Origin of the sequence: Tepidamorphus sp. 3E244 (genome assembly GCF_046159835.1) — a bacterium.
Classification (GTDB): domain Bacteria; phylum Pseudomonadota; class Alphaproteobacteria; order Rhizobiales; family Tepidamorphaceae; genus JACKJK01.
On record NZ_JBJXCY010000002.1, the window covers coordinates 180440 to 200679 of the forward strand.

The 20240-nt window shown below is 64.8% G+C and carries 17 protein-coding genes; 12 read left to right on the forward strand and 5 right to left on the reverse strand.

Annotated features, from left to right (window positions below; all coding sequences use genetic code 11):
- Positions 1-116 precede the first annotated feature (116 nt).
- The 7 genes from ACKTEK_RS09705 to flaF all read left to right on the forward strand — a co-directional run bounded on the left by ACKTEK_RS09705 (position 117) and on the right by flaF (position 5887).
- Complete coding sequence (locus ACKTEK_RS09705) at positions 117-1229, forward strand: flagellar basal body P-ring protein FlgI (RefSeq protein ID WP_409166143.1); 1113 nt, start codon at positions 117-119, stop codon at positions 1227-1229.
- Positions 1229-1543: a rod-binding protein gene (locus ACKTEK_RS09710; RefSeq protein ID WP_409165089.1), complete on the forward strand. Its 315-nt coding sequence runs from the start codon at positions 1229-1231 to the stop codon at positions 1541-1543. Before ACKTEK_RS09705 ends, ACKTEK_RS09710 begins: the two co-directional genes overlap by 1 nt.
- Positions 1540-2079, forward strand: coding sequence for a hypothetical protein (locus tag ACKTEK_RS09715; protein ID WP_409165090.1), 540 nt, complete (start codon positions 1540-1542; stop codon positions 2077-2079). Before ACKTEK_RS09710 ends, ACKTEK_RS09715 begins: the two co-directional genes overlap by 4 nt.
- 203 nt (positions 2080-2282) lie before the next feature.
- Positions 2283-2714, forward strand: a complete 432-nt coding sequence (locus ACKTEK_RS09720) for a hypothetical protein (RefSeq protein WP_409165091.1) — start codon at positions 2283-2285, stop codon at positions 2712-2714.
- 272 nt (positions 2715-2986) lie between these two features.
- Positions 2987-4981, forward strand: a complete 1995-nt coding sequence (locus tag ACKTEK_RS09725; protein ID WP_409165092.1) for a flagellin — start codon at positions 2987-2989, stop codon at positions 4979-4981.
- Positions 4982-5148: 167 nt separating this feature from the next.
- A complete protein-coding gene (gene flbT / locus ACKTEK_RS09730; RefSeq protein WP_409165093.1) occupies positions 5149-5583 on the forward strand; it encodes a flagellar biosynthesis repressor FlbT in 435 nt (144 codons plus the stop codon).
- Positions 5525-5887, forward strand: a complete 363-nt coding sequence (gene flaF, locus ACKTEK_RS09735) for a flagellar biosynthesis regulator FlaF (protein WP_409165094.1) — start codon at positions 5525-5527, stop codon at positions 5885-5887. The genes flbT and flaF overlap by 59 nt, the downstream gene beginning before the upstream one ends.
- A gap of 306 nt (positions 5888-6193) precedes the next feature.
- On the opposite strand, the gene ACKTEK_RS09740 is transcribed toward flaF, so the two are convergent.
- From ACKTEK_RS09740 to ACKTEK_RS09750, 3 genes are all read right to left on the reverse strand, one after another.
- Complete coding sequence (locus tag ACKTEK_RS09740; RefSeq protein ID WP_409165095.1) at positions 6194-7690, reverse strand: hypothetical protein; 1497 nt, start codon at positions 7688-7690, stop codon at positions 6194-6196.
- 20 nt (positions 7691-7710) lie between these two features.
- The gene (gene flgK / locus ACKTEK_RS09745) at positions 7711-9567 is read right to left on the reverse strand and encodes a flagellar hook-associated protein FlgK (RefSeq protein ID WP_409165096.1); all 1857 of its coding nucleotides are present in this window, start codon (positions 9565-9567) and stop codon (positions 7711-7713) included.
- Between the two features lie 69 nt (positions 9568-9636).
- Entirely contained in the window at positions 9637-11988 is a 2352-nt protein-coding gene (locus tag ACKTEK_RS09750; protein ID WP_409165097.1) for a flagellar hook-basal body complex protein, read from the reverse strand.
- 270 nt (positions 11989-12258) lie between these two features.
- On the opposite strand from ACKTEK_RS09750, the gene ACKTEK_RS09755 reads away from it, so the two are divergent.
- Entirely contained in the window at positions 12259-13101 is an 843-nt protein-coding gene (locus tag ACKTEK_RS09755) for an AAA family ATPase (RefSeq protein WP_409166144.1), read from the forward strand.
- 183 nt (positions 13102-13284) lie between these two features.
- Here the strand turns inward: ACKTEK_RS09755 and ACKTEK_RS09760 are convergent, their stop codons facing one another.
- Positions 13285-14607, reverse strand: coding sequence for an NAD(P)/FAD-dependent oxidoreductase (locus tag ACKTEK_RS09760; protein WP_409165098.1), 1323 nt, complete (start codon positions 14605-14607; stop codon positions 13285-13287).
- A 70-nt stretch (positions 14608-14677) separates the two neighbouring features.
- Between ACKTEK_RS09760 and ACKTEK_RS09765 the strand changes: the two genes are divergently transcribed.
- Genes ACKTEK_RS09765 through ACKTEK_RS09780 form a run of 4 tightly spaced genes read left to right on the forward strand, consistent with a single transcriptional unit; the run spans position 14678 to position 18963 of the window.
- The gene (locus tag ACKTEK_RS09765) at positions 14678-15199 is read left to right on the forward strand and encodes a SixA phosphatase family protein (RefSeq protein ID WP_409165099.1); all 522 of its coding nucleotides are present in this window, start codon (positions 14678-14680) and stop codon (positions 15197-15199) included.
- A 3-nt stretch (positions 15200-15202) separates the two neighbouring features.
- On the forward strand, positions 15203-16696 hold the full coding sequence (locus ACKTEK_RS09770; RefSeq protein ID WP_409165100.1) for a YcjX family protein: 1494 nt from the start codon (positions 15203-15205) through the stop codon (positions 16694-16696).
- A 10-nt stretch (positions 16697-16706) separates the two neighbouring features.
- Positions 16707-17777: a YcjF family protein gene (locus tag ACKTEK_RS09775; RefSeq protein ID WP_409165101.1), complete on the forward strand. Its 1071-nt coding sequence runs from the start codon at positions 16707-16709 to the stop codon at positions 17775-17777.
- 10 nt (positions 17778-17787) lie between these two features.
- Positions 17788-18963, forward strand: coding sequence for a vWA domain-containing protein (locus tag ACKTEK_RS09780; protein WP_409165102.1), 1176 nt, complete (start codon positions 17788-17790; stop codon positions 18961-18963).
- Between the two features lie 93 nt (positions 18964-19056).
- On the opposite strand, the gene ACKTEK_RS09785 is transcribed toward ACKTEK_RS09780, so the two are convergent.
- A complete protein-coding gene (locus tag ACKTEK_RS09785; RefSeq protein WP_409165103.1) occupies positions 19057-20139 on the reverse strand; it encodes a YeeE/YedE family protein in 1083 nt (360 codons plus the stop codon).
- Between the last annotated feature and the right edge of the window lie 101 nt (positions 20140-20240).

Sequence of the window (20240 nt, forward strand, 5' to 3'; positions counted from 1 at the left end):
TCAAACCGCTCGTTTGGCACGCGATGTGCAACGTGTTTGGCAGCACATCTGCATGCGCCTGATTTTGGGCGCGCAAGGCTCGGGGGAGCGGGGTTGATATGCTGAAGAAACTGATCATGGCACTGGCGATTGCGGGCGCAGGTATCTGCGCCCAGCCGCTGGTTGCAAACCAGGCCGACGCGGCCGGTTCCTCGCGCATCAAGGATCTCGTCGATATCGAGGGCGTGCGCGAGAACCAACTCGTCGGTTACGGCCTTGTCGTGGGCCTCAACGGCACCGGCGACAGCCTCAACAACGCGCCGTTCACGCGCCAGTCGCTTCAGGCGATGCTGGAGCGGCTCGGCGTCAACACCCGTGACGCGACCCTGCGGACCGAGAACGTCGCAGCCGTCATGGTCACCGCCAACCTGCCACCCTTCGGTACGCAAGGCTCGCGCATCGATGTGACCGTGTCCGCGCTGGGTGATTCCGATAGCCTCCAGGGCGGCACGCTTCTCGTCACGCCGCTTCTGGCCGCTGACGGCGAGATCTACGCGGTCGCGCAAGGCGCGGTCGCCATCGCCGGCTTCTCCGCCGAGGGCCAGGCCGCAACCATCACCCGCGGCGTGCCGACAGTCGGTCGCATCTCCAACGGCGCGACCATCGAACGCGAGATCCTCTTTTCCCTCGACGAACTGGACACGCTGCGCCTCGCGCTTCGCAACCCGGACCTGACCACCGCACGTCGCATCGCCACCACCATCAACGATTTCGTCGGCGCCGGCACGGCAGACCTCGTCGACCCGGGCACGGTGCGCATCCGCCCGCTCGCAGACGGCAAGACCAGCTTCGTCGAGCTGCTCACCGACATCGAGCAATTGCGCATCGAGCCGGACATGCCGGCCAAGGTGGTCATCGACGAGCAGTCCGGCATCATCGTCATGGGCAGCGACGTGCGCGTTTCCACCGTCGCCATCGCACAGGGCAACCTCACCGTCTCGGTGACCGAAAGCCCCGTCGTCGACCAGCCCCCGCCCCTCACCGACGGCCAGACCATCACGGTGCCACGCACCGAAGTCGGCGTTGATGACGAGAACACCAACCGGCTTGCCATCGTCTCCAACGGCATCTCGCTGCAGGACCTCGTCGACGGATTGAACGCACTCGGCGTCGGCCCGCGTGACCTGATCGCCATTCTTCAGGCGATCAAGGCAGCCGGTGCCCTGCAGGCCGAAATCGAGGTGATGTGATGAACCCCGTCGCCAGCCTCCAGACCTCCGCCGCCTACGCACAGGGTATCGCAACGCCGCAAGCCACCGCCGACCTGGCCAAGGCGCAGGCGCAGGGCCGCGAATTCGAGGGCGTCTTCCTCGCCACCATGCTCAACCAGATGTTCTCCGGCCTCAAGACGGACGGGCCGTTCCACGGCGGGCACGCGGAAGAACAGTTCCGCGGCATCCTCGTGGAAGAAATGGGCAACTCCATCGCAAAGGCCGGCGGCATCGGCATCGCTGACGCTGTCGCACGAGAATTGATCGCCATCCAGGAAGGAAATGGACGATGAACCAGACAACGCTGTCCCGTAACCCCGGAACGAATGCCGGCATGCTGGCGGAACTTCAGGAAGAAGCCGCCTCTCCTGCCGGTCAACGCCTCGTCGCACCCGACCAGGCCTCGGCCTTCTGCGACGCGCTGGCCGAAACCGTCGATGCGCTGATCCGGGTCCTGGACGAGGAAAGCCGGCTGGTTCGCGGCGCCAAGCTGACCGATGCCGCCGTTCTTCACGCCAAGAAATCGGCCCTGTCGGCCCAGTATGGCGGCCAGCTCCAGGTTCTCAAGCAGAACGCCGGCAACATGCGCGACCTCACGCCCGACGGCGTCGAGCGTCTGCGCAGCCGTCACCTCGCCCTTGAAGAAGCGCTTCAGGCCAATATGACCGTTCTGGCAACTGCCCGCACCGTATCGGAAACCCTGATCCGGGGCATTGCCAACGATGCAGCATCCAAGCGCAGCGGGCCGACGGTCTACGGCGCGGACGCGCGGTCGGGCTCGGCCCAGGTGTCGGGAAGCGGGGCGATCCGCGTCAACAGCGCCATCTGATCCGGCTTACCCGCGAAGCAGCCGGAGTCCCATGACTCTATTGGAGCGCGCATGCCCGCGCGAATCGCATTGATTTGTTTCCGAAGGTTTAACGAAGGATTCATTTCCAAAGCCTAATCTGCTGTCGTGTCGGAAGAAAATCCGGCAGCCTCAGGCCCATGGAGCAGGGAAGTGTCAGCTCCGCGTAAAGGGATGAGAAGACAATGGATGGAGCAGGTCCGTTTCGCCCTGCGCCTGCCGTGACTTTCCAGCAGGCGCCGCGAAACACAACGGAAACAGATACCAGCGCGCTGGCCCGCGAACAGACTGTCACGTCTGCCGAGCGCCCCGCTGAAGCCGGCACCGGCACCCGCCAGCGCGGCGGCCCCACTCCCCAGTTCCGCGAAGATCAGAAGAACCGCAAGATCAACGAGGACCCCGGCGACAAGGTCAGCCGGCAGATCGAGATCGATCCCGAGACCCGCGACGTGCTCCTCAAGATCGTCGACCAGAACACCGGCTTGGTGCGCTGGCAGATCCCGGCAGAGACCCTGATGAACATGCGCGTCTACGCCGAGCGCGCCTCCCAGGATGCCCGCCGCGATGCCGTGGCGGCCGACCGCCCGGCCCTGCGCCCTGTCGACGAAGTCGCCTGATTTCCTTTCCTCACTGAGCCTCCAGACCGGGCCGGCGCAAGCTGGCCCTTTTCGTGTTTCCGGCAAGCTTTGCCGGGCATAATTTTCCCCCTTGGCGGCGAGATTCCACGACCTTGTTCAGACTACGCTAACGCTCTGAAACAATTTGCATTTCACGGCCTTTTCAACCCCCCGGATTAACTTCTGGTTAGGACATTGCATGGGATTGTCTGGCGAGCCCCAGAACAGGGGTATCGACAACCCAATCATGTGACCTAGGAAAGGTAACAAACATGGCTGACGTCACTCTCTCGAAAGCAGTTCGCTCGAACCTGCTCTCCCTGCAGAACACCTCGAGCCTCCTCGCCAAGACGCAGGAGCGTCTGGCCACCGGCCTGAAGGTGAACTCCGCTCTCGACAATCCGACCAACTTCTTCACGGCCTCCTCGCTTAACAGCCGTGCAAACGACCTTGGCCGGCTTCTCGACTCCATCTCGAACGCCAACCAGACGATCGAAGCGGCCGACAACGGTCTGACCGCGATCACCAAGCTTGTCGAGTCCGCCCAGGCGACCGCTCGCCAGGCCCTGCAGACCTCCGCGACCGTCGAGACCACGGCTGCGGCTGCTGCTGGCACGGCAACGTCCACGGGCTTCTCTGCTCTTGACGTTTCCGGCGCGGCGTCCTCGGCTGATGCCGGTACGCTGGCTGGTGGTGCGTTCACGGCTCTCGACGTTTCGCAGACTGCGACTGCTGCCACGACGACCGGCACTGGTTTCAGCTCGCTTGACGTGAGCTCCGGTTCGGTGTCCTTCGATCTCGAAACCGATGGTTCGGGCTCCCCGACCTCGATCACGATCGATGCGGGTGCGGTCAGCACCTACAACACCAACAATGGCACCTCGCTCAACAACGCCGCACTGTCGGCTCAGGATGTCGCCGACATCATCAACGAGCAGTTCGGCTCGAGCGTTGCTTCGGTCACCGGTGGTGAACTCACGCTGACGTCCACGACGACCGGTTCGTCTTCGGATGTCGTGATCACCAACTTCGCCGACACCGCGAACGCCGGTTCCACCGGCCTTGCCAACGTCGACGCCACCAACGGCGTTGATGCCGACTCCCTGTCGTTCGATCTGACCATTGATGGTGCCGGTTCGCCCACCACCATCACGATCGATGCGGCAACTGTCAGCACCTACAACACGAACAACGGTGCGTCTCTCGACGCCTCGAACCTGTCGGCTGCGGATGTCGCAACCCTGATCAACGATCAGGCCGGTGCTTCCGTCGCCAGCGTCAACGGCACGTCCGGTGGCATCGACATCACCTCGACGACGACCGGTTCGTCTTCGGATGTGACGATCGCCAATATCTCCGAGTCTGTCAGCTCGGGCGCTTCCGGCCTGGCCAACGGCACCGACTCCGGTGCTGACGCCGTTGCTGCCGATTCCGTGACCTTCTCCGTCACGCTCGACAGCGGCTCTGCTCAGAACATCACGATCGATGCCGCCACGGTGAGCACCTACAACACCAATAACGGCACTTCGCTCGATGCCTCTGCGCTGAGCGCACAGAACGTCGCTGACCTGATCAACGATCAGCTGAGCGGCACGGCAACGACCGCCAGCGTCACGACCGGTGGTGAACTCACCCTCACCTCGGCCACGACCGGCACGTCCTCGGCGGTTGCGATCGGCACGGTCACCTCGAACGTCTCCGGCGGCTCCGTCGGCACGTTCGCGTCGACCGCCGGTACGGCAGCCACGACCACGACCGTCACCAACCCGAAGCGCGACGAATTCGTCGAGACCTACAACGATCTGCTCACCCAGATCGATGACCTCGCGAAGGATGCGGGCTTCAACGGCGTGAACCTGCTCTCCGGCGACGACCTGTCGGTGCTGTTCAACGAAGACGGCTCCTCTAACCTGGACATCACCGGTGTCACGTTCGACTCCGCTGGCCTCAGCCTCTCCGCTGTTGCCTCGGGCGGCTTTGACTCCAACGCCGCGATCAACACCACCCTGGACTCCCTGGGTGATGCGATCGACTCGCTGCGTGCCCAGGCTTCGAAGTTCGGTTCCAACCTCTCCGTGGTTGAGACCCGCCAGAACTTCACCAAGGAGACCATCAACACGCTGGAAACCGGTGCAGCCAACCTGACGCTCGCCGACTCCAACGAAGAAGCGGCCAACCTCCTGGCCCTGCAGACCCGCCAGCAGCTGTCGTCCACGTCGCTGTCCCTGGCTTCGCAGGCCGACCAGCAGGTCCTGCGTCTGTTCTAATAGAACCGACACAAACCAAGTTCGGGCGGGGCCTTCGGGCCCCGCCTTTTTTGTATCTCGCGCCCGATCACGAACCGCTCGCGCAGGCCAATTCTTAACTCATCGTTAACCAGCCAGGGTCCACACTGGCCGGGCCTTCAAGAACTGAACGAAATGGCAGGTGTCATATGGCCCTCAAGGTCGAGCTCAAGCCGTGCGAACGCATCATCATCGGCAATGCCGTGGTGACCAACGGCGAGCATCGCACCCGCCTGTACATCGAAGGCGAAGCCGCGATCCTGCGCGAGAAGGACATTCTCACGCCCGAGACAGCGGATACTCCGGCAAAACGCATCTATCTCGCGGTCCAGCTCATGTATCTGGAGAACGATATCGGCGCGATGCACGAAACCTATCTCGAGCTGACCCGTGACATCGTCACGGCGGCTCCGAGCACGGTGAAATTCGTCGAACCGATCAGCGAGCAGGTCCTGTCGGGCGCCTTCTACAAGGCGTTGAAGGAAACCAAGGCGCTCATCGCCTACGAAAGCGAGCTAATGAACAATGCATCAGGCAGCACAGGCGTACTCGCAGACCGCCAAGATCACCGTCAGCCCGCGTAAGCTGGAAGCTGACCTTCTGATGAAGTCCGCGACCCGCCTCCAGGCGGTCAAGGACGGCTGGCCGGAAACCCGGACGGACCTTCGTGGCGCGTTGACCTACAATCGCCGCCTGTGGACGATCTTTTCCACCTCGGCCACCGCTGCCGAAAACCCGCTGCCGCACGCCATCAAGCAGAACATCGGCAATCTCGGTGTCTTCATCCTCAGGCACACGCTGGACCTCGAGGGCGACCCGGCACCGGAGAAGCTTGCCTCCCTCATTCTGATCAATCGCGAACTCGCAGCAGGCCTGCGCGGGCAGTAGACAGCCCCGGTCGCGGCCATGTGCGGATCGACTTTGTAAAGGAGTTGAGCCAACTAGCCATGGAGAGCCGCGTTGAGACATCCCTTTAGCGAGGATCGCGGGCGTTCGCGCCGCGTCACCACCAGGAATGCCAAGACAGCCCTGGCCGAGACATCGGCCGGGGCTGTTGTCTTTTCAGGCAAGCGCCGGGCACGACGAAACCGCACGAAGCGCTGCCGGGGCTGATCGCCCCGGCCTCGCCGTGCCGGCCTCGTTGTCAGGTGGGTGACACGCTGAAACGTGTCAGGGCGCTGGCGCGCTGAACCCTTAGAGGAACTGCGCCAGGTTGAGGCGCGAGATCATCGCCGTCGCCTCGTAGCTGATCTGGAGCTGCGTCTGCAGCGCCAGCAGCTTCACCGCGACTTCCTCGTCATCGACCGCCGTGACGTTGCCGAGCTGCTCTTCCGCGATCTGCCGCGTGATGTTGTGGCGTTCCGCCGCCGCCCCGAAAGACGACTGCAGGCCGACATATTCCGCGCGCAGCGATTCCATCGTGCGAACGTCGGCTGTGTAGGAAAGCCCCTCGCCTGCCCGGTTGCGCAGTTCTTCAAACCGCGCCTCGTCGTTCGGCGCATTCTTGTCGAAGCTCTCGATAGCGAAGGCGGCCATGTGGGCAAGGGCCCAAGCGAACGGCTCCTCATTGGCGCGCGCGCCGTAGCCGACCACGATGTTCTCGTCGATGCGGGCAACCGCCGTGTCGCGCGGATTGGTCGAGGAACTGTCGCCCTTGTACCAGACGACCGTGTCCTCCGCCGTGCCGGCAACGGTGCCGGTGGCCGTCTCATAGGGCGGCCCGTCGATGCGCTGCGGCGGGTTGTCGAGATCTGCCGAGAAGAAGTTGCGTGACGCGGTGATCGAGGAGGCTGCCGAGAGCGCCGTCCCCGCAGCCACTTCAAGTGCCGGGCCGAGTGCGGCCTCGATATTGGCGATGGTCGCGGTCTCGTCGGCGCCAATGGCAAACGTTCCAGGCTCCGAGCCATCGACGCTCGCCGTCAGCTTGATCTGGTGGCGGCTGCCGTCCGGCAGGTCGAAGGCAAAGCCGACCTGCTCGCCAACGGCCGGCTGGCCGGTGAGCGAAATCGTCGCCGTCTGCGGCGCGGTGCCGTTCGGCTGCGTCAGGGTCACGTTGGCCGATGAGGACGAGACGCCGGCCAGTTTGAAGCCGAACGGGTGGTCGCCGTCCTCGGCGATGGTCAGGCTGGTGCCGCCATTGGCGAGCGTCACGCGGCCGCGGCCGTCGCTGCCGGCATCGGCCAGCTTGCGCTGCGCGATCAGCGTGTCGAGCCCGTCGCGAACGCCGTCGCCGTAGAGGATCGTGTCGGTGCTCTCGACCGGCTTGGTCTCGACGGTGTTGCCGGAGAACAGGTAGCGCCCGTTCACCTGCGCATTCAGCAGCGACAGGCCCTCGTCCAGCCGGTCCTTGGCAAGATCCTGCGGTAAGGTGATCGACTTGTCCGAGAAGACGTACTGGCCGTTGCGGATGTCGGTCTTCGCAATCGACGTCAGCTCCGTGAACTGGTCGAGGCTCAGCGCCATCACGTCCAGGCGCAGGCTCATCGTCTCGATGTTGGCGTTGTAGGTGTCCAGCCGCGAGATCTGCGCCTGCATGGAGAGCGCCAGCGAGCGGCCGGAGCCGAGCCCGCCGTGGGTTTCGGAGACGCGCCCGGTGCCAAGCTGGCGCTGCAGGTCGAGCATCTGTGAGCGGGACTCGGTGATGCCCCGGGTCCAGCCGATGGTTTTCAGGAGAGGGGGTACGCTGTTCATGGTCCTTCAATCTCCGTGGATCAGATCCGCAGCAGCAGGTCGGTCATCTCCCGGAACGTGGAAATGACGCGCGCATTCGCCTGGTAGGCGGTCTGCAGGCTGATGAGGAATGCCATCTCCTGGTCCAGGTCGACGCCGGAAATCGAAGCCTGCCGCTCGCTGAGCTGCTGGTAGGCGACTTCCTGCGAGTTGTAGGCGCGCTGGGCTGATTCCGCTTCGCGGCCCTGGAAGGAAATGATGCGATTGATGAAGTCCGGCAGCGTGCCGGAAAAACCGATTTCGCCAACGACGCCGGAGGCCCCGCTGAAGTCCTGGTCGTTCAGCACCAGCCGGTCGAGGATCGCCTGCGGGCGGGTATTGTCGCCCGACGGGATGCCGCTCGTGTACTCGACCAGCTTCGAGGGGTCGGCAAACAGCGCCTGGTTGACCTGGATGCGCCCGGCAAAGCCGGTAATCTGGGACACCGTGCCGTGGCGCGCCGTGTAGCCGGCCGGAGGCTCGCCGCCATCGACGAAGAACGGCAGCGCGGACGTGCCGCCGCTGAGCGATGTTTCGGTGACGGTCGCCGTAAGCCCGGTCACGTCCGTCGTGTTGGTCGCGCCATCGTCGAGGATCGTCAGCGTGCTGCCGCTTGCGGACGCCGTGAGGCTGCCGCCGAGCGCCGCGTCGATATCGGCGGCCGCGGCCGCGAAACCGCCGGCAAAGCTGATCGCGATGACCGTGTCGTTCGCCTTGGCGGTGTCGTCGTTGCCGATTGCCGGTGCGCCCGCCTCGTCCACACGGACGATGGTCACGGTGTGCTCGCCCGATCCGTCCGTGTAGGTCAGCGATAGGCTGTCGCCGTCCTGAAGCCCGGCCAGATCGATCGACAGCCCCGTCTGCGCGCCGGACGTGGCGGCGGTGGAGTCAACCTGCTTCGACGACAGCGAGCGCGCCATGACGTCTGCCACGGCATCGAGCTGCGCCTGCGCCTGCGGCAGGATGTTGTCGCGCAGGTCGATCAGCGCCTTGATCTCACCTGAGCGGAACGCGGAGTCCGCGATCAGGTCGATGGAATAGTTGCTGCCCGCATCGAGCTTGATGGTGCCGACCGTGCGGTCCGCGGGGTCGGTGCTGTAGGTCGATGCTGCGTTCATCGTTCCGCGCGAATCGAAGCTCAGCGTCGAGGCGGAACCATCCAGCAGCAGCGTGCCGGAACTGGTGTAGATGCCGACTTCGCCACGCTCGCGCTCCTGCACGCGCACGTCGACGTAATGCGACAATTCCGAGATGAGACTGTCACGCCGGTCGAGAAGCGAGGCCGGCGCGCGGCCAGCCTGCGTCGTGGTGGTGATCTCGGAATTGAGGTCCGACAGGTCTTGCAGGATCTCGTTGACGCGCTCCACGGCGTTGTTGAGCGCCTGCTCGGTTTGTGTGCGCATGGTCTGGATGTCGGCGGTCAGACCGTTCAGAGTCGTCGCCAGCACCTGTGCGCTGTAGAGCGTGCCTTCGCGGGCAACGTCGGATTCCGGGCTGGTCGCCAGTTCCTCCATCGCCGCGTGGAAATTGTTCATCAGCGTGTCGAGCGAGGTCGCCCCGCCCGGCTGTCCGAAGGCCGCGTCGAGCTGCGTGTAGTAGTTGCTGAGCGTTTCCGCGTAGCCCAGCCCCGAGGTTTCGAGCTGAAGCTGGCGATTGACGAGTTCGTCCAGCACGCGGGTGGTGTCACCGAGGCGAACGCCGGCGACGTTGCCGCCGGGCGCCTGCTCTACCTGCCCGATGATCTTCCGGGTGTAGCCGGGCGTGTTGGCATTGGAAATGTTGTGCGAAACGAGCTCGAGGTTCGCGCTGGTGGCGCGAAGCCCGGAAAGTGCCGCATCCAGTGCGCCGCCGAGACTCATGACGAATTGCCCTTTTGCTTCAAAACGCTGGGCCGGCGGCCCGCAGGCCGCCGGTCACGGTTGTCCGACTTAGCGGACCATGTTCAGCACTTCCTGCAGCATCTCGTCGGAGGTGGTGACGATGCGCGTGCCGGCGGCATAGGCCTGCTGGGTGGTGATGAGCTTGGTGAACTCGTCGGCGATGTCGGTGTTGGAGTTCTCCAGCGCCGAACCGATGATGCTCGCCTCGGTCCCGATGATGGGCGGACCAGAATCCTGCGTCTCGACAAAGGCACCGCCGTCAACCTTCGCGAGCCGGTTGGTCGCATTGAAGTTGGCAATGGCCACCTGGTACAGATCGATGGTCCGTCCGTTGTCGTAGCTGGCAACGACGCGGCCCGTTTCCGAGATCGAGACACCCACGAGTTCGCCCGCCGAGTAGCCGTCCTGCCGCAACTCGGTCACTTCCGCATTGCCGTTGGCATCGGCGAACTGCGTCAGGCCGCCATTGCCGTAGGACAGCGTCACGTCACCGACCGTCGAGCCATCGACGACCAGGTTGGAGAGGGTGATGGAGGTGGTCGCCGGGCTGATGAGTTGCCCGCTGGCGTTGAACGTGAAGTCTTCACCGACGTTGGTCCACATCGGTTGCGTGCCCGTGGCCGTGGAATCCGACAGGTAGAACAGGTTCCAGTTGTCGTTGGCGTCGCCGTTCTGGGTCGAGGCCACTTTCGCCCAGCGAAGCTGGACGTTCGCCGGGCCACCGCCCTCGTCATAGACCGTGATGGCACCGCCGGAAATGGACGATTCAAGAAAGCCCGACGTTTCGTTCGCCTGGACATACTGACTGGTCGACGGCGTCGGATTGGTCGTGCCCGCCGTTAGTCCCAGAGCAGCCAGGGCGCCGGCATCGCCGCCAAGCGTCACGGTATCGGTGCCGTTGTCGGCCACGATCTCCACCCGGCCGTCAGTGATGTCGTAGGTGATGTCGTCAATGCCATTGAGGAGCGTGGCCAGCTGCTCGACCGAGTTGATGCCGGTCAGGTCGATGTTCGTCACCGCGCCGCTGCCGACCTGTAGCGTCAATGCAGCGTTCGACCCGGCCAATGCCGTGTTGGTGGCTGAGTAATTCTGCTCGGCGACGCCGAAGGCGGTCGCCGCGTCAACCGAGCCGCCAACCGCGAAATCGGTCGCCAGCGCTGCCCCGCTGACGGTCAGAAAGCCCGAACCATTGATTGATGCGCTGACATTCGCCGTCGTCAGGCCGGCCAGGGCCGTTTCCAGTTCGGCGCGGTTCGACACCTCGCCCACGCCGGTTCCGAACGTGATCGTGTCAGAGCCAATCACAAGGGTCTGGCCATCGAGCGCGGCGACGTCGCCATTGGTCGGCTCGGTCGTGCCGGCCAGGCCAAGGCCGGCTGCGGTTCCGCCCAAGGTGATTGAATCGGTGTTGTTCGAGCCCAGATCCACCGTGACCGTGCCGCCGGCCAGGGCAGCGGTTTCATCTCCGCTCGTCTGGGCCTGGATGGCCGTCTGGATGTTGGCCAGCAAGGTATCGATATCGCCGCTGGCATCGACTTCGATGTTGGAGCCGCTCGGCACGTTGGTACCGCTCACATCGAACTCGAACGTGAAGTTGGTGCCGCCGATCGACACGGTCAGGGTCTCGCCATCGCTGACTAGAGTGCTGGCTGCGTTGGTGCCGGTCAGGCCCGTTGCGCCGGTGACATTGGCGGCAGTGTCGGCGGAAATGGCGACGGTCCCGGTGACCGTTGCGTTGGTGTCGTTGGCAAGACCGCTGCCGTTGACGGTCGCCGGCGTCGGCTGCGTCGTGGGATTGGTGGTGAAACCACCCGCGTTCAGCAGTTCGCTGTTTGGAACGTCCGGGTCCGCGCTGGCCGTCAGCGGGTAGTCCGCGAGGTTCGCGCGGTACTTGATCTCGGTGGTCGAATTGGCATCCAGGAAGTCGTTGCTGAGGATCATGGCCTCGGGCAGCGAGCCTGAAATGTTGCCGGTCGTTGCATCGACCGGGAAGCCTTTCAGGAAGTAGCCCGAACCGTTGACCAGGTAGCCGTTGGCATCGATCTCGAAGTCGCCGCGGCGGGTATAGGCATCAACGCCGCTGAAGATCGGGTTGCCGTCGGATTCGCCCTGCTGCTGATCGACGACAAAGAACCCGTCGCCGTTGAGCGCCATGTAGGTGCCAACCGCCGCGTTGGAGATATCGCCCTGAACCGTGTTGGTGCCGCGCGAGTAGACCTGCACGGAGCCGCCCGCCTGCTGCCAGTAGGGGCTGTCGGTGACGAGATCGACGAAGCTCGTGTCCACGCGCTTGTAGCCGGTGGTCTGCGAGTTCGCGATGTTGCTCGAGATCTGCTCAAGCGCATAGGACTGCGCCTTGAGGCCGCCCACGGCGATGCCCATCGCCCCATAGATACCCATTACTTCGTCCTCCGGTTTGCAATGGCGCGCCGCGGCTTGGAGCCTTGTGCGGACACGCGAATTTCCCGGAAGTGACCTTTCAAGCGGCGTGCCAATCCACAAACACTCGTATTTTCAATGGCTTGGGCTTGCAGCGGGGGTTGAAGAGGGTGTGGCACACGGCAGAAACGCGCCGGTGCGCGGCAGCTTTTGCCGGGCCGGGGGCGCTTGCCTGCCCCGCGCGAGGTGCCTAGGTTGCGCACCGCACCATTTCCCGGACAGGACTCCACGATGCGCTTTGAAGGCACCAAGAACTACGTCGCCACCCAGGACCTGACGGTCGCGGTCAATGCCGCGGTGACGCTGGAACGCCCGCTACTGGTGAAGGGCGAGCCGGGGACGGGCAAAACGGTGCTCGCCAAGGAGGTCGCGGAAGGCATGGGCCTGTCGCTGATCGAGTGGCACGTGAAGTCCACCACCAAGGCGCAGCAGGGCCTGTACGAGTACGACGCCGTCAGCCGCCTGCGTGACAGCCAGCTTGGCGACGAGCGCGTCCACGACATTTCCAACTACATCAAGCGCGGCAAGCTGTGGGACGCGTTCACCGCGCCCACGCGCCCGGTGCTGCTGATCGACGAGATCGACAAGGCCGACATCGAGTTCCCCAACGACCTGTTGCAGGAACTCGACCGGATGGAATTCCACGTCTACGAGACGGGCGAGACGGTGCGCGCGGAGACGCGCCCCATCGTCATCATCACCTCCAACAACGAAAAGGAACTGCCGGACGCGTTTCTGCGCCGCTGCTTCTTCCACTACATCTCGTTCCCCGACGAGGAGACGATGCGCGCCATCGTCGACGTGCATTTCCCCGGCCTCAAGGGCCGCCTGCTGAACGAGGCGCTGAGCCTGTTCTTCGAGGTGCGCGACGTGCCGGGCCTGAAGAAGAAACCGTCCACCTCGGAACTGCTCGACTGGATCAAATTGCTGGTCGCCGAGGACGTCGATCCGCAGGTCCTGCGCGAGCGCGACCCGCGCAAGGTCATCCCGCCACTGCACGGCGCGCTGCTCAAGAACGAGCAGGACGTGCACCTGTTCGAGCGTCTCGCCTTCATGGCGCGGCGGGGGCAATAGCGCGCATGGTCCGTAGGAAGACAACTCCGATCGCCTAGAATCAGAATCTGAAGCACTTCAGGTGACTGAATCAGACTCTCAACTTGAACGACCTGAATCAGCCCTCGAACCATTGAGCAACGAGGCACAAGCGATTCAGATGATTCACGTTTTCAGCGTCACTTGAATCGGATTTGCAGCCGCTCATGCGGCGCGCCGCTCTTCAAGCCAATCCAGAGCTTGAAGCCGCCAGTACTCAAGCTGCGTGGCAATCCGCCCTACAGGCCCGCCGCCCCACAGCGCGCGATAGGGCGCGAACAGCTTCACCCGGTCGTCCGTTCCGACAATAGCGTCAGCCACCGCTTCGCCGCCTGTTGCGGTGGTGTTCAACCCGTGCCCGCCGAAAGCCGTGCAGGCCCACAGTCCCGGCGCGAGTTCGCCGAGGATCGGCATCTTGTGGCGGCAATAGCCCATCAGCCCTGTCCACACATGGGCGATCTTCACCGGCGCCAGTTGCGGGTAGATGCGCTCAATATCGGCGCGCATGGTCTCTGCCAGATCAGTGGGTTCGCTGACCCGCGTGGTGATGCGCCCACCCCACAGCAACCGGTCGCCATCGACGATCCGGTAGTAGTCGCCGGCACGCCGCGTGTCGGAGACGGACCCGCTCCAGCGAATGGCATCGTGCAGTTTGGCGCCCATGCGCTCGGTGGTCACGACATAGGTCGCGACGGGAACGATGGCGCGTGACAGCGCAGGCCATACGGAAGCCCCCTCGCCGCCTGCCGCGACATTGCCCGCCAGCACAACCTGGGATGCGCGCACGGTTCCACCCGGCGTGGTGATCTTCCAGCCGGTGTCGTCGCGGTCGAGCGCCGTCACCGGGCTGTGCTCGTGCACGGTGACGCCCCTGGCCACACAGTCGGCCGCCAGCGCGCGGGCAAGGTTCAGCGGATGGACGTGGAAGCCCTGCCGGTCCTCCATCGCCTCGTGGTAGGTGTCGGTCTTCAGGTGGTCGCGCACCTTGTCGCGCGGCCAGTAGACCATGTCCTGACCAAGCTCGGCGTTGAGCGTCTCGACGCGCGCCTTCAGCGCCCCGTCATCAGCGTGGCGCAGGACCTTGAGCCGACCGTCCACCGGCGCGATGCCAAGGTCAGGCGTCTCGCGGCAGAAATCGCGCACGGTCTGCCGCCCGGCATCCGAGAGGCGGAACAGCGCGCGGGCATCGTCCCGCCCGAGCTTGCGCTCGATCTCGTCCAGCCCCGCCGCAAACCCGACCGAGACGAACCCGCCGTTGCGGCCCGACGCGGCGCGGCCAATCTCGCCGCCTTCCAGTAGCAGAACCTGCTTGCCCTGCGCCGCCAGCCGCCGCGCGCACCACAGGCCCGCGAAGCCGCCGCCGATGACCGCGACCTCGCAAGTCGTATCGCCTGCAAGCGCAGGCGCACCGGCCCACGGATGGGCGGTTGCGGCATAGAAGCTGTCGGCTGCGCGAAAGGCCGGATCGGGATGTGTTCTTGCGGACATGAAGCCTGTGATAGACCAGACACCAACCGCCGCGAAGCGCGTTTTCAATTGAACAGCCATGAGGAAACCGATGCCCAAGCTGGTCCTGATGCGTCACGCCAAGTCGGACTGGGACAAGCCCGGCCTCGCCGATTTCGACCGGCCGCTCTCGCCGCGCGGCGAGCGCACCATCCCCCGCGTCATGGCTGCACTGGAGGCGCTCGACATCATGCCCGACCACGTCATCTGTTCGACCGCCCTGCGCACCCGCCAGACGCTCGCACTTGCTTTGCAGGGGTGGAAGGACGATATGCGCATCGACATGACAAAAGCGGTCTACGAGGCGGAAGCCGAGGATCTGATCGAACTGGTCAGCGACGCGGTTCGCGGCGATGCGCCCGAAACGCTCACCATCATCGGCCACAACCCGGCGATGGAGGATCTCGCTGCCATCCTCGCGGGCCCCGGTTCCGACCAGGAAGGTCTGGACCGCATCCACACCAAGTACCCCACCGCAGCGGTCGCGGTCTTCGACGGGTCGTGGGACGATTTCGGCCCAGGCCGGATGAAACTCGAAACCTTCATCGTGCCGCGCGAACTGCCCGAGGCGTAATCTTTGCCACTGCTGAGCGACATCGCGGAAGAAGCCCGCCTGACGGCCCTCTCGCTGGCCGATTATGCCTCCGATATCGTCGACCCCACCGTGCGCCTTGGCGTCACCGGGCTGTCGCGCGCGGGCAAGACGGTGTTCATCACCAGCTTGGTACACAACCTCACGAAGGGTGGACGATTACCGCTGTTCTCGGCGTTCTCGTCGGGGCGCATCGCATCGGCTGCCTTGCGCCCGCAGCCGGACGATGCCGTGCCGCGCTTCGACTACGAGACGCATCTCGCCGCGCTGACCGGCGGCGGCGACGTGGAGACCCGTCACTGGCCGGACTCCACCCGCCACATCTCCGAACTGCGCATCGCACTCAACTTCGAGTCCGAGACCTTCTTCGGGCGCAATCTCGGGCGCGGCACGCTGAACCTCGATATTGTCGACTATCCCGGCGAATGGCTGCTCGATCTCTCGCTGCTGGAACTGACCTACGCCCAGTGGTCGGCGAAGGCCGTCGCACAGAGCCGCACCAAGGGCCGCTCGAAGATCGCAGCCCCCTTCCACGCACTGCTGAAGACGCTCGATCCGGCGGCTGACGAGAACGAAACACAGGCCCGCGAGGCCGCTGCCGCTTTCACCAGCTACCTGCGCGCCGCGCGCGAAGAACGCTACGCACTGTCGGCGCTGCCGCCCGGCCGCTTCCTGATGCCGGGCGACCTCGAAGGCTCGCCCGCGCTGACCTTCGCACCGCTCGATATCGCGCCCGATGCGCGCGCCGTGCGCGGCTCGCTCCACGCCATGATGGAGCGGCGCTACGAGGCATATCTCTCGACACTCGTGCGCCCGTTCTTCCGCGACCACTTCGCCCGACTCGACCGCCAGATCGTGCTGGTCGACCTGCTGCAGGCGCTGAACGCAGGCCCCTCTGCGGTCAGCGATCTGGAAACCGCACTCGCCGACATCCTGTCCGCATTTCGGCCGGGCCGGAACTCGTGGCTGAGCCGCATCCTTGCCCGCCGCGTCGACAAGATCGTCTTCGCCGCGACCAAGGCCGACCACTTGCACCACACCAACCACGACCGGCTGGAAGCCCTGCTCGCCCACATCGCGGGCCGCGCCATCTCGCGCGCCGACTTCGCCGGTGCCGCGACCGACGTTGTCGCGCTTGCTTCCGTCCGTGCCACGCGGGAGGCAACCGTCAATCGCGGCGGCGATGCGCTCGATTGCATCGTCGGCGTGCCGCAGGAGGGCCAGACGGTTGCCGGCGAGACCTATGACGGCAAGACCGAGATCGCGCTGTTCCCCGGCGACCTGCCGAACGACCCGCGCAAGGTGATGGCCGACCCGACACACGCCCTGTCGGCACCGGAAGGCGTCAGCGAAGCCGAGTGGGAAGCGTTCCGCTTCCTGCGCTTCCGCCCGCCACTGCTGAACGGCCCGAACGACGTGCTGCCGCATATCCGGCTCGACCGGGTGCTGGAATTCCTGCTTTCCGACAGGCTCGCGTGAGGATGACGAGATGACCCGCAAGCCAACCGCATTCCGCCTTGATGATCCGGACGTGCTCGTCGACGGCGACGCGCCGCACAAGGCAAGCAAGAAGCCCGCAACGGGTGCGAAGGCCTACGCCAAGCCCAAGGCGACGATCACCGCCGATACCGAGCTCGACGAGATGCTGTCGCCCGACGAGACCGGCACGGCCATCGTTCCCGCCCCGCCACCGGTCAAATCCGGCTTTCCCTGGGGCAAGATTTTCGGCGCGGCGATCTCGACCTTCGTTTCCATCAGCTTCGGGCTGTGGGCGACGCAGGTGGTGGAAGACCTATTCGCCCGCGCGCCGTGGCTCGGCTGGATCGGCGCGGGGCTTCTGGCCCTGATGGCCCTGGCGCTGGTGTCCTTCGTACTGAAGGAGGTCTTCGGCATCCTGCGCCTGTCGCGCATCGCCGAAATACGCGACCGTGCCGACGCCGCCGCCATCGCCGACGACATGAGCGAGGCGAAGAAGATCGTCGCCCGCCTGCAACTGCTCTATGCCGCCGACGCCACCACCGCGAAGGGGCGTTCAGCGCTTGCCGAGCACGAAGACGAGATCATCGACGGGCGCGACCGCCTGAAGCTTGCCGAGCGCCACCTGCTGGCGCTGAAGGATGCGGAAGCCCGCGCGCTGGTCACCGGCGCGTCAAAACGGGTCGCCGCCGTCACCGCAATCTCGCCGCGTGCCGCCATCGATATTGTCTACGTGCTGTGGGAGGCCGTGCGCCTCATACGCCGCCTCGCCACGCTGTATGGCGGGCGGCCGAGCGGCCTCGGCACCGTGAAGCTTGCGCGCATGGTGGTCGGCCACCTTGCGCTGACCGGCGGCGTCGCCATGACCGATTCCATCGTCCAGCAGTTGGTCGGCCACGGGCTGGCTGCGAAGCTGTCGGCCCGCCTTGGCGAAGGCGTCGTCAACGGGTTGCTGACCGCACGCATCGGGCTGGCGGCGCTCAGCGTTGTGCGGCCCCTGCCCTATCTCGCCGGCAAGCCGCCCGCGCTCTCCGACATCATGAGCGAACTGACGAAGTTTGGCGCGGTGACGAAGAAGGAGTAGGAAAGCCGGCATGTTCACCGCCTTCTTCACCCAGCTCAAGGATGCCGGCCTTCCGGTCACGCTGCGCGAGTACCTCACGCTGCTGGAGGCGCTCGAGGCCGACCTCGCCGACAAGTCCATTGACGAGTTCTACTACCTGTCGCGCGCGACGCTGGTGAAGGACGAGCGCAATCTCGACAAGTTCGACCGGGTCTTCGGCACCGTCTTCAGGGGACTGGAATCGACCGCCGAGGCCATCGAGGCCGACATCCCGGAAGAATGGCTGCGCAAGATGGCCGAGTTGCACCTCAGCGAGGAAGAGCGCGCCAAGATCGAGGCCATGGGCGGCTGGGACGAACTCATGGAGACGCTGAAGAAGCGCCTCGAGGAGCAGAAGGGCCGCCACCAGGGCGGTTCGAAATGGATCGGAACGGGGGGCACCTCTCCATTTGGCGCCTATGGCTACAATCCTGAAGGCATCCGCATCGGCCAGGATGGCAACCGCAACTTTCGCGCGGTGAAGGTCTGGGACAAGCGCGAGTTCAAGGACCTCGACGACACGCGCGAGCTTGGCACCCGCAACATCAAGATGGCGCTGCGCCGCCTGCGCCACTTTGCCCGCACGGGCGCAGCCGAGGAACTCGACCTCGACAGCACCATCCGCCAGACCGCGCGCAAGGGCTATCTCGACATAAACATGCGCCCCGAACGCCGCAACGCGGTGAAGGTGCTGGTGTTCTTCGATGTCGGCGGGTCCATGGACTGGCACATCGAGGAAACCGAGCAACTGTTTTCCGCAGCCCGCGCCGAGTTCAAGACGCTCGAATATTTCTACTTTCACAACTGCCTCTACGAGGGCGTGTGGAAGGAGAACCGCCGCCGCTGGGGCGAGAAGATCCCGACATGGGACGTGCTCCACACCTACGGCTCCGACTACAAGGTCATCTTCGTCGGAGACGCCTCCATGAGCCCCTACGAGATCGCCATTCCCGGCGGCTCGGTGGAGCACATGAACGAGGAGGCAGGCCAGGTCTGGCTGCAGCGCGTGCTGGACATCTACGCGCACTCGGTCTGGCTCAACCCGGTGCCGGAAGAGCACTGGGGGTACACCCAGTCGATCCAGATGATCCGCCAGCTTTTCGGCAACCGCATGTACCCGCTGACGCTGGAAGGCCTCGACAACGCCATGGCCGAACTGAAGCGCTAGAAAAAAACCCGCCCCGCTGGTGCGGGACGGGCATTTAGCCTCGGGAGAGGACCGGCCTGGTCGCCGGTTGAAGTTCGTTAGCCGCTTGTGGCGTCAGATGCTGAAGGGTGCTGCTTCGCCGCCCATCTCGTTGACGCCGCCGCGCGCATCGAGAAGACGGATGCCCAGCGCCATGCCGCCGGCGATGGAGGCAAGCGCGATCAGCGATCCGATGGACAGCGTCGAGACACCGGTCAGCCCCTGCCCGATGGAGCAGCCGAGCGCGGTGACGCCGCCAAAGCCCATCAGCGCGCCGCCCGTCATGTAGCGGGCCAGCTGGCGCGGGGCTTCGAAGCCCTGCAGCTTCAAACGCCCGCCCACGAGCGCCGACAAGAACGAGCCGACGAGCGTGCCGAGCAGCAGCGCGATGCCGAACTTGATGGTCGCGCCGGTATAGGTCATCGCGTAGAGGATCGTGTCGGCGACGGGGGCGGTGAAGGTCAGGCTTTCCACCGGTTGCGGATCGAAATCGTCCGCGCCGACATAGCCGGTCGCAACCCAGCCCGCGGCAATCGTCAGGCCGATCACGATGGCAGCAACCCACAGCAGCGGATTGCGTATCGCGCGCACCGCAAAGGCGAGCGCCGCAGCAGCGATCAGCAGCGCGGGGACGAGCCGGGCGAGCGTGTCACCAATGCCGAGAGACGCGAAAGCTGCATCCAGCGTGGCAATCGGGGTCGTGAACGAGGTGGACGACTGCAACAGGTCGCGCGGGTAGTAGAGCAGCCCGCGCAGCGTCGCATAGGCCGAGATTCCGACGACCATCAGCACCACGACGGCGCGCAGGTTGCCGGTGGCAGACAGCACCGTCAGGCGGCTGACGCAGCCGCGCGTCAGCACCGCACCGATGCCGAAGATGAGACCGCCGCCGATCAGGCCGCCGAGCGACAGCGTGTCGGCGCGGTAGATGGATTCGTCGAGATCGACATAGCCCGTGATGGCGAGCAGCTGCGCGGCAATCACCGTCACCGCAAGCGCCGCCATGTACATGCCGAGCTTGGGAGAGCGGCGCGTCAGCACTTGGTCGCGGACACCGCTGAGCAGGCAGAACCGCGACTGCTCCATCGCAATGCCGAAGATAACGCCGATCCCGGCGGCCAGCAAGGACACGAGAAGATGTGGTTCAAGTTCAGACATGAGGGACTCCCGGATTTGGCGGCAATCTGTTGCCAGCCCGGGTAAAAGTCAATAACAGAATGTATAATCCTAATATCTACATATTATAATATGTGAGATGA